The organism is Carboxylicivirga agarovorans (assembly GCF_050589845.1).
Taxonomy (GTDB): Bacteria; Bacteroidota; Bacteroidia; order Bacteroidales; family Marinilabiliaceae; genus Carboxylicivirga; species Carboxylicivirga agarovorans.
The window spans coordinates 543,747-555,797 of record NZ_JBNGPA010000001.1 but is presented as its reverse complement, the minus strand read 5'-3'; the positions used below and the strand labels follow the sequence as shown (position 1 = coordinate 555,797).

The 12,051-nt window shown below is 41.6% G+C and carries 3 protein-coding genes; 2 read left to right on the top strand and 1 reads right to left on the bottom strand.

All coding sequences use genetic code 11. The features are described from left to right. Positions 1 to 215: 215 nt before the first annotated feature. Positions 216 to 1,856 carry a tetratricopeptide repeat protein gene (locus ACRD69_RS02105; protein ID WP_430813408.1) on the bottom strand — a complete coding sequence of 547 codons (1,641 nt, stop codon included), beginning with the start codon at positions 1,854 to 1,856 and terminating at the stop codon, positions 216 to 218. A 464-nt stretch (positions 1,857 to 2,320) separates the two neighbouring features. Here ACRD69_RS02105 and ACRD69_RS02100 point away from each other — a divergent pair, with 464 nt between their 5' ends. Further along, complete coding sequence (locus ACRD69_RS02100) at positions 2,321 to 9,955, top strand: S8 family serine peptidase (RefSeq protein ID WP_430813407.1); 7,635 nt, start codon at positions 2,321 to 2,323, stop codon at positions 9,953 to 9,955. A 58-nt stretch (positions 9,956 to 10,013) separates the two neighbouring features. Beyond that, positions 10,014 to 11,966 carry a T9SS type A sorting domain-containing protein gene (locus tag ACRD69_RS02095; RefSeq protein WP_430813406.1) on the top strand — a complete coding sequence of 651 codons (1,953 nt, stop codon included), beginning with the start codon at positions 10,014 to 10,016 and terminating at the stop codon, positions 11,964 to 11,966. The last annotated feature ends 85 nt before the right edge of the window (positions 11,967 to 12,051 follow it).

Genomic DNA, 12,051 nt, shown 5'->3' with positions numbered 1-12,051 from the left:
CTCCTCGGGTGATTATGTTGCGATAAGCAAATAGTCATCCGAGGGCTTAATAAGCAACTCGACTTCCAATTGCTATCCAGGGGCCTGACTGTTGAAGAGTTGAACGATTAAACTGATAAACATCTCAACTACTAAACTCTTAGAATCGCCAGGCGTCAGAGCAACAATTCGTCTGTCCCGAATTCTATAGGCATTGACAAACCAACATTAAGCTATCAGAACCCTTCCAGGTAACTGACCAGGTTAGTATCTGTACCCGTCAGATTCAGACGTTTACGCAATCGACCCCTTGCCACTTCAACACCTCTCACTGTTTGGTGTGTTATCGCAGCAATTTCTTTAGAAGTCATATTTAATCGCAGCAAGGCACACAGTCGTTCTTCTGAAGGTGTTATCTCCGGGTGTTTTTCCCTGATGCGCTCATAAAACTCATTGTGAACCTGGTTAAAACGTAGTTGAAACTCCTGCCACACCTCATTATCTGTTTGCGACTGGAGGTTATAGATAATGTGCTGCAAAGGCGTTTTATTTTCATCTTTAAGCTTATCCTTGAGCGTGATCAGGTTTTTGGCAACATTATTAAGTAGCTCATTCTTCTGTACCAGGTACATCACATTGGTGGTTAACTCCCGGTTTTTCGTTTCCACTTCAATTTCCAGTTTTGAATTCTCCAGTTGCACCTTTTTCTTTTGCATTCGCAGAATAACAAGCACCAGTATAGATATGAGCAGAATAGCTGACAGTATTATTATCAGCATGGTATAAAAAGAACGCATCCTCGCTTTTTCAAGCATGTTTTCTTCTTCAATTTGCTTTACCTCATATGAAATCTGCAATTGCGATAACTGGTTCACCTTTTGTTCATTAATAATACTATCGCTTATTAATTTAAATTGCTTATGCTGGTCAAGCGCTTCCTTGAGCATTCCTTTTGTCTCGTATATCTCATACAAAAACATGTGTGATATCTTTTGCGACTCAAGCAAGTTAACCTTGCTGGCAATATCAAGTGACTGCAGGGCGGCCCATTCAGCACTATCCAGATCACCCGTTTGCGTGTAATAACTCGACAGGAAGTAATAGGATTTGGCTAAACCTTCCATCTCATTATCTTCCTTACGTATTTCAATGGCTTTATTAAGGTGGCTTTTAGCAGCATCAAAATTGCCGTTGAAGATCTCGATTTTACCAAGGTTATTGTAGATAGAGCCAATAATGTGTCTGAAGTTAATCTCTTCGGCAACGGCCAGCGAATTTTCATAGTAGGAAATGGCTTCATCGTCCTTACCCAGACTTTCATAGGCACTGGCTATATTGTTGTATATCTGCGAGAGAAAACGTCTGTATTTCTTTTGTTCAGCCTCATTACATAAATTATAATGATGATTGGCTTGTCTGTAATAGTCAATGGCTTTTTCGTAGTTCTCTATACGATCGTATATCATTCCAATGTTGTTATAACTGCGCACCAGTCCAACATTGTAATCCATGGTGGTAAAACCATCGATCGCATTCAGGTAATCTTCCAATGCCTCATCGTAGTTACCAAGATAATAGTTGGTAGCTCCGTTTTCCAGTTGAAATTGTGCCAGGTATTTATCGGCGTGTTCATCCCTGGCAAGTTGCTCACCTTCTGTTCCAAATATTAAAGACTTCTTCAGGTCATACCTGCGGGTCAGTGTGGTAAGCTCAAACAATATATCGAGCTGCCTGTCTGCATCTTTTTCTTTCTTTAAAAGAAATGTCAGACTATCTTCTTTTACCACATCTCCGGCATAGGAATCTACTGCATAAATACTAAGTAAGATGTAGTATATACAGATCACTATAACTGGAATATGGTACTTGTTTTTCACAACTCTATGCTTTCTAAGTTCAACTTCACAACATCTAAAGTAATTAATTATTCCAAATTGACGTAATTGACCCTTTAGCCCGAATTATACATCAATAAGGTTGTGAGAGGTATTAAGTAGCTCATAAATAGATCGATAAATATTTGCGTGAGAGGCCTGCAAGCAGTTGTTTTTCCAAAATACCTGGCATTGCTGAGGTTTTGTGACAGATATGAGAAGTGCTGAGACAGTCACTTTTTTGATGTTCCTCCAATTATAACGCTGTTTTGCATCAGGTTCAAAAATGTCTAACTGAAATATACCAAGGATGTGCAGCGAGATAAGCGATAAAGAAATCTACAGATTGATCAAAAAGCGAGAAGAAGAAAATAAGGTTTTTAAAAAGCTTCTTGAGCGACTAGCATCAAAACAGAAAACAACGACAACAAACACTAAGAAGAAGTCACGTTCTTAAAATCAACAAAATGAATAAATCTACGCAATTGAAACAGTACATATTAGTACTGCTTATATTACTTTTTGCGAATAATGCGTACCCGCAAAAGGTAAGTACCTATAAAAACGGGCAACTCCAGGGAGCCTTTAAAGTCAAGCTGAAGCCTGCCTTGGTGGTTGACCCTGCCGGTCTTAAATCATCAACGGTCAATGGTTATTCTGCAGTTGGAATACAGTCTATTGATTATTTAAACATCCAGTACCAGGCCGTTACTATGGAGCGTTTGTTTCCATATTCTTCAAAACACGATCAGAAACATCAAAAGCATGGTTTGCATTTGTGGTATAAGGTTCAGGTAGAGTCAGAAGCTGATTTAAACCAGGTTATTAAGGCCTATGGTGATTTGTCAGAAATTGAGCAGGCCGAACCTTTTTATGAAAAAAGCCTGGTGCCATATAATATTACACCTGCTGGTACGGAAGCATTCAGCAACTTATCATCAGCATCGTCGCCATTTGACGACCCTCGTTTTGATGAGCAATGGCATTATCACAATACAGAAAATAACCCGGGTACGCCGGGAGCTGATATAAATCTTTTGAAAGCCTGGCAAACACAGGTTGGTCACCCCGATGTTATTGTGGCAGTGATTGATCAGGGTGTTGATTACCGCCACGAAGATCTGGCTGCCAATATGTGGGTTAATGAAGCCGAGCTGAATGGTACTCCGGGTGAAGACAGTGATGGTAATGGTTATATCGATGACATTTATGGATTCGATTTTGTGAATATGGAGGGCGATGTAAAACCGCTTAATCATGGAACTCATGTGGCCGGAACGGTGGCCGCAGTGAATAATAACGGCATTGGTGTTGCCGGTGTAGCCGGAGGTTCAGGCAATAATGACGGTGTACGTATTATGTCATGTATGATCATGTCGGATAGTGGCGCCGGTAGTGCCGAAGCTGCCTTTGTTTATGCAGCCGATAATGGTGCTGTTATTGCACAGAACAGCTGGGGATGGAATGAACCGGATATCTATGAACAATCTATCCTTGATGCCATTGACTATTTTATAGAAGAGGCCGGTCAATATGAAAATAGCCCGATGACAGGTGGTGTGGTTATTTTTGCAGCCGGTAATAATGGTCATGAAGGTAATTACTGGCCTGGTTGTTATGAAAAGGTTATTGCCGTGGCGTCTCATGGTAAAGACAATGAAGTGGTGCCTTACTCTAATTATGGTACCTGGTTGGATATTTCTGCTCCTGGAGGAAACGTGGATAATGGTCAGAGCAATGGTGTATTGAGTACCATGCCTGGCAATGAATACGGTTTCTACGATGGAACATCAATGGCTTGTCCGCATGTGTCAGGTGTGGCCGGCTTAATTGTTTCCCAATACAAAGGGGCGGAGTTTGATAAAGACATGTTGGTGTCGCGCCTGCTGGGTGGTGTGAATGTGATCGATACCATGCAGGTTAATCAAAGGTACCTGGGCAAGGTTGGTTTAGGTGCCATCGACGCTCACCTGGCATTGCAGGAAGATAATGGTATCGCTCCAGATAGGATCATTGATTTTAGTGAAGAGGGAACATCTGGTACTTTCGCTTATTTTAAATGGACAGTGCCTGTAGATGGCGATGATGAAGATCCGCGCTATTTCAAACTGTATTATTCGGACGGGAGCTATTCAGAATCCTGGACTGAAAATGCACAACAGATACGTATTAACTCCACCGCAAAAGCCGGAGAATCATATAACTATGAGTTAAAAGACCTGAATGCGAATACAAGCTATCACGTTGCTGTTTCAGCCATTGACAGATGGGGCAATGAATCGGAATTATCTGATGTGTTAACGGTAACTACCAACAACGGGCCGCAAATCTCACTCGATAAGCAGGTGCTTAAGTTTGATATTGATGTTGCAACAGATACATTGTCGCATCAGCAACTAAGCATTTCAAATACCGGCGAGGGCCTACTGAAATGGGACATTATAACACGTCATGTAGAAAATATTGATACCTACACAAATGTAGAATCGCGTAAACTTTATGAAGTTAATACACTCAATGTAACTCTACCTGAGGTAGAGAGTCAGGAAGTATCAGCAGGAGCTGTAATAAATCCTTATGCTCAGAAACCAGAAAACCGGTACATGCATTATTTTGATGCTAACCTCCTGACTCAGACTCTGGCAGCCGTTGGTGAATCCAATACGGATTATCCTAATTCATCGGCAACACATTTTAAGATATTCAATCCCATTGGCTGGAACCTGACCGGTGTTGAGGTTGGCCTGTACTTTACCGAATTACCTAAAGAACCTTTATATGCTGAGGTTTATGAAGGTAGTGATATGCGAACAGCCCGATTGATTCACTCACAGGCTTTTAGTGTTTCACAAACAGGAGTGGCATTTGAAGCAATAGACTTTGATAAACAGATGTTTTTCGAAGAAGGCGATGAATTCTTCCTGGTTATACATGTGCCACCCGGACATAAATATCCTTTCCTGGCCTCACAGGGCTTAACATTGGCTTCTGCCGATCACTCATACTTTAGTACCGATCAGGGTGCCAACTGGGACTTATTGAAAGATGTGTATTATGACTATACCAAGGTGTGGGATGTGATTGCACTCAATAACCTGGTTGAGTTGGAGCCATATGTAAAAGTATCACCGGCTAGTGGCTACCTGAATGTTGATGAAAGCAAAACGGTTGACCTGACCATCAATGCCAGCGAGCTGATCAATGGTAATTATAAAACAAACATTGAAGTGTATGGTAAGGGATACGAAAAAAACTGGGAGACACTCTTGCTTGATTTTAACGTTACTGGTCAGAAGCACCAATTACAGAGCAATGACATTGTTAATTTTGGTAATGTATTTATAGGTGAAAATGCGACTCAAAGTATCACCATATCCAATATTGGTCTTGGAGCTTTTGGTAATAATACCAATGCATTGTCTATCGATATAGCAGACAGCGATTTTGAGCTCATCGGTTCAATGCCTGATGCCATCAACGCTGAGCGCTCTGTTACACTGTTATTTAACTTTACCCCAAGTAAAGAGGGAGCCATTAATTCAAAGGTAACCATTAGCGATCCTCATGGATACTCACATTCCTTTATTCTTTACGGGGCTGGAACAAAGCCTGCGAAAGCAGTTGTAACGCCGCCGGTAAGAGAATTTCCTGATTTAAACCTGGGCGATGCTTTCACAGGTGAGTTTACACTAAGCAACGAAGGGGATTATCCACTGCGTTATTACATTCCTAAGTTTGCCGATGGTTCTAATATGCCTGATTTTGACCCCAATTCCATTCATAAATTCGGATATATAGGCAGTCATAAAGAATCGGTTAATGAAGAGCTAGCATTTGAATGGCTTGATATTCAGTATACAGGTGAGGATATTACGGATCATTTCAGACTTGATGGTAGTGTTATTTTCAAGGATGTATTGCTTGGTTTTAGCTTTCCATACTTTGGTAATGAATATGATACCTGCTACATAACAACTCAGGGAGCTGTTTCTATGGCCAAAAACGGTTGGTTTAACGCCAAACCGGCAGGTTACAAAAGTAAAGCTCAGCCAAGTAAATTAATCTCAGCCTGGGGAATGCCATTTGACCTTAACCTTGGTGGTAAAATTTATTATCAGCAGTTTCCGGGTAAGTTTGTTATTCAATATCAGGATGTTATTCATGGTAGTTATTTCTATGACGATAACATAGTTGGTGGTATCGGCTGGCTTGATGAGAATATTACCTTCCAGATAGTCTTGTATCAGAACGGCGACATTGATTTCAATTATAAAGATTTAGGCGATGTGCTGGGTACCCGTGACATGGGCTTTAACCGTGCCAGCACACTCATTATGATTGAAGATAATGATGTGGATGATCGTCTGGTATTGAACGGATATGGTTCTGCAGCGGTTCATCCCTTTATAGAGGGGATTTTTCCGGCAACAGGTAAACAGATCTATTTCAAAAACCCGGGTTTCGGAGTTGTTAACAATGTGACTAACCCATTTGGTACTGTCAATGTTGGCGAATCAGTAACCATCAGCTACAGCGGAAGCACAGAGGGGCTCTATGTGGCAGATTTTGAAGAGCGCATTAATGTGGTTAGTAATGATCCGGTTAATAATCCGGTGGCACATACCATAAGTATGAATATTACCACAGGAGGTGATGCGAACTTCACCTTTGAGCCACAGGTGCTTGACTTTGGTAATGTCTTTAAAGGTGCTACCAGGTCAATAATGTTGAGAGTTGGTAACGATGGCAAAGCTATTGGCAGGTTTAGTACCATGGCTTTCAGTAACGGTGTGTTTGCAATTGATGGATACATGCCTGTGGAACTGCGACCAGCAACTTTCTCTGATTACACCATAACAGTTGTTGCCGATGAATTGGGCGTAAAAACGGATGTGTTAACGTTTACTGCGGATAACGGACAAACGTACCAGATTGATGTGACCTGTAATGTTGTGGAAGCTCCGCTTATCTCAGCAAGTCATAATGAAATTATAGAAACAATTGATCATGGAGACACCAAATCAATAACAGTTACCATTAACAATACCGGATTAAATGCCATGCAGGTAACTCCCGGGGCTAATGAATGGATGCATGTACTGCCATCGTTAGCTGACTCGAATAGCGATGAGGTTGATTACACATACACTATTGAACACGATATTAATTCACCGTATTTCACTAAAACGGATGTTATTGAAACCGGAACAAAGTTGGAGACGCCCGGAGATGTCTTAGATCCGGATCAGTTTTGGATGACGGTTCCGATGCCTTTTGAAGTTAGTTTTTACGGACAACAATACGATACCTTATACCTGGGAATCACAGGTGTAATCACTTTTGTTCCCGATCAGGAAACACGGGAGTGGGGACCAGGTTATTTTATCCCCAATGAAGCTGGTATCAATACCTACCTTGCTCCAATGTTTGGCTTTAACGGACTATCTAATCCAAACTATTATCCTTTATCAGGTATATACACCAAAGCTTACGATGATAAATTCGTGGTGAGATACCAGGATATGGGTTCCAATGGAGGGGGTAAACCAATTTCAGTGGAAATATGGATGTTTAAGAATGGGACCATTAAGTATTTCTACGAGATGGTAGAAGAGGAGTTGGCCTTTATTATTCTTAACGGTTCCTTAGTTGGTATCGAAAACCAGGACGGTACCAAAGGGATACAGGTATCGGCCAAAACAACGGGAGTGATTAAGCATGGGACCATTGTTACTTTCCTTCCAAGCGAATCATATGAAGTGCAAGCTCAAAGTACACGCGATTTTGATGTGCATTTAAGTGCTCAGTCAATTTACGGAGGACAATACTACGATGAATTGGTATTTCATAATAATACACCAGCTGATCCAGAGTTTAAAATTCCCGTTACCCTTGATGTAACAGGTAAAGACAGTATTGTTGTTAAAGATACTTTACAGCTGGGCGAGATCATGATTATCAATCATGATGACGAAGGTTATGTATCTCCTTATAAACGATTTGATTACGGATTTACATTGTCCAATAAAGGGACGCGAAACGTGTTAATCAGCAACGTCAGATTGCAATCAGGTATCAACAGTGGTACTGTAATGGGTGATGATAGTAAGTTCGGAAGCGGCAGTGCTGAAGATGGTTGGGTTGATATATCACGCAAGCGAATTAATTATAACCTGAAGCCATTAGCCAGTGAAAGCTTTAACCTGAGAATAACTCCAATGCAGGAGGCTCTGGTCAATGACACCATACTGGTTTATTGCGATGTTGAAGAAGGTGTTATTAAGATTCCTGTTGATGCGATCTTCACATTACCTCCGGAAATTAATATCCAATCAGAAGGGGTGCATGTTTATGCTGATAACGGTGAACATGAAGAGGAGCGAACATTTGTGATTGATAATCATAATGGTTCAATGGATTTGACCTACGAAATAGGAATGGTGTTTGAACGAAACATGACACCTGTTTTAACAAGTTCACCAGCTGGTTTAAAAGCCGCAAGAATGCCTTCTGCTGATGTATCAAAATTAGAGAAAGCAGAAGTTACGAACCTAAAAAGTTATAATAGCACTACAGAAGAAATTGACTTTAACCGTGTGCTTCAGCACGAACAATCAACGGGTTCTGCCGGAAATGTGGGCTTTGGTTCTAATAACCTCACTTTTACATCGGCCACAGGTTTTTATGCCCCTGAAGATGGTTTTAACCTGTCGCATGTAATGACTTGGTATGCATGGGGTGATATGCTGGATTCCTATGTTAATATCAGGATTCTTGGTGGGGCTGAAGACTATTTCGAATGTCAGGAGTTATATACACAGCGATATCATCATGTAGCAGATGGCGGTTCATCTGCCGGTGAACTGGTGACCATTGAGCTGGATGAGCCACTGTTCTTCTTCCCGGGAGAGAAATTCTTCATTGAATTTAAGTACGACGAATTTATTCCTTATCCGCAGGGAACTTTTAATGGAGATGAAGAAGTATATCAGCGCTATTATTTTGGTAATGGCACCGATATGTTCGAAACAACCGAGCAGGGCTATGACACCATGGGCTGGATAGTAAGGGCCGGAGAAATTGAAGCTGGTGGAAATACCTGGTGTGAGCTTAATTCAGAGGAAAACGGAATAATAAAAGCGGGTGAAGAACATACATTCAACCTGAACTTCAATTCAGCTTACGGTAACCAGGGAGTCAACCTGGCTAAATTGATCATCCGTACCAATGATCCGTATACAAAAGAAACTGAATTGCCTGTGTCGCTGACCCGAAACAAAGGGCCTCAGTATAATGATGGTTTTGAGGTTAACTATAGTGTCTTTGAAACAGACACCCTGAACTATCAGCTCATTGTGACTGATGAAGAAGGTGATGATTTTACCATCACTGTTGAAGAGGATGCACCTTACTTCTCATACACTGTTAAGGATAATGTGGTGGACATTGAGTTTATTCCTGACTTTGATGGGGCAGGTAAGCATGAGTTTAATGTTTCGGGTGTTGACAGTCATGGTAATGCTACCGCGTTTTCATTAAAGGTAGACGTAGCAGATCTCAACCGTGCACCTGAAGAGAGCACAATAATCGGAGAGCAGGTATTTGCCATTGAAACAGAAGAAGCTTATAAGATTGATCTAAGCTATTACATCGAAGATCCTGATGGTGATGAGGTGACGTTTACCATTGACTTTGAGCAAAACGATGCCCTTGAAATCTTATCGACAGATGCCGTACTGGCCTTTGTTCCTCATAAACCGGGTTATGTATATGTAAAAGTTACAGCTACCGATGAGCTGGGGGCAACACTTGAAACAGGCTTCCCGGTATTTATTGAGCATCGCGTGGGAATTGATGATGTTGACAGTGATGCCATCGGACTATACCCAAATCCGGTGAAAGAGAATTTAAACCTGCAGTTAAATGGAGTGGAAGTAACAAACTATACCATTACAGATACCAAAGGCAGGGTTCTTCTCTCTGATGAAATCACACATATATCTGACTACAGCATTAATGTTGAGCATCTCAAGTCTGGTGTTTATGTGCTTAAGCTTGAGACGAAGAGTTCGATCCTGATTAAAAAATTCACAAAACAATAATTACTGGCCTCCGCCATTGCAGGCGGAGGCTAATTAATCACCATTAAAACTAATAGATATGAAAAAACTTTTATTCCTATTTCTTTTGAGCTTCTGCATGTGGCCAGTCTCCTGGGCACAGGTAGTGACTCCGACGCAGAACAGTGACCTGCTGTCAACATCTGCGGGACAGGTAACTGAGGTTAAACCTTTTTCCGACGGGATAATCTACATTTTAAATACGGGAAGCAATGATGTTATTTCCTATTCTTTAAACGGTGTTGATTTTCAGGACAGTGAAACCCTTGAAAACGGAAGTGCTTCCAGGTTAGCGGCATGGGTTGGAAACAATATGGCCTTTTATTATGGCAATAATACCAGTGATGCCGGTGAAGTTGATCTGAGAGTTAATAATTCAGGTACGGCTTCATTACTGCTTAGTAGTGGACATCCGGCTTCGAACCCGGCAACTACTAATGTGTTACATGCCGATTTTGGTTCAGGTAATGAATGGTATTACTACATGGCTAAAGGTGAATGGGACGACCTGAAAGGACAGGAAGCTATTTTATACGAATCAGACGGAACAGACATGGGAACCTTTGAAGCAGGCCAGGATGTTGGCTTCTTAAAAAAGATCCGGATGAGTGAGCAAAATCAGGCAGGCGTTCTTGAAGGTACTGTTTATGGCAATGCTTTCTATTTTATTGCTGACATGGAAGGCGGTGGTTCCGGTAACTACTCCAGCATATTCAAAGTGGACTATGACGCCATGGGAGGAACAGCCACCCTGGTTGTTAACAGCGGAAGTGAAACACATGCCTGGGGCAACCTGATGGTAACCGATGAGAATTACTATGTAACCAAAGTAGCCATCGGAGGCGAGTCATTGCCAATGGATATCATATCAAAAAGCAATACTTCGGTTATTAACTCCATCACTCAGCCCAATTTTCACAACGAAACACCTGTTCAAAGCAATAACAGAATTTATGCTGTTGGTGATCCGATAATAAACGGGGCAAAAATCGACCTGCGCAAGCTTACCGTAATCAATGGTTTGAACGATGTGCTTGTTATGAACATGAATGCGGAAGACGAGTCTGACGAGATAAATAACCTGACATTAAGCGGTAACAAGTTGTTTTTTACAGCTACTCCGACAGGCGGAACACAGGGGATTTATGCTATCCGAACAGATGTGGAAGATCCGGAATTCGTACTGGTGGACGATCTGGGTGGCAAAGAACTAAGAGCTATGATTGCTGTACCCGAAGGTATAGCCTATGCCGTATGGGATGAGCCAATAGCAACAGGAACTCCTTCTGGAAATGTGGTTATTTCACAAGGTTTCACCGATGCTGATTACTGGTTGCACCGCGGCGGAACACATGGGAACTTTTCATGGGATAAGGTGACTGACCTGGTCGTTAATGGCAATACGCTTTTTGTGCTTGAAGAAGCAGATAACGGTACAGATGTCAATATCTGGAGCCATGATCTGACACAAAGTGAATTTGCTAAAGCAAGTGTCCAGTTTACGATTACCGACAGCGAAACATCAGCTGTTATTGCAAATGCTAACCTGATGCTGGATAATGGATTGGAAAGCTACGACCTGACGACCAATGCGTCGGGACAGGCAGTTATCCTGGATATTCCGCAAGGCTGGTACAATTATGAGTTAAGTGCCAGTGGTTACAATTCAATAACAGATAGTCGAATATGGATGGGCGCCGGCGCCAGCGAAAAAACACTAACCATGGAGGCAGATGACGCGACCAGTATCAACAAAACGGAAGAAGTTACAATACAAGTATACCCTAATCCTACCAACGGCCTGTTGCATGTAAAGTCAGACATTGAAGTTGTTACGGCAGAAGTATTTGATATGACCGGACGTTGTGTGAAAATAATTAATGCCGAATCAATACAACAGATCGACCTGTCAGACCTGCCTAAAGGCCTTTACATGGTTGTGCTGAATGACTCTATCCGACAAACAAAAACTGTGAAGATTACAAAACGATAATGCTGATGCTCATTCAAGAGCAACGATGAATTTAATGGTGATAATTAATGGAGGGAGGAAGCAGCTCTTGCTCTCCCTCTCCATT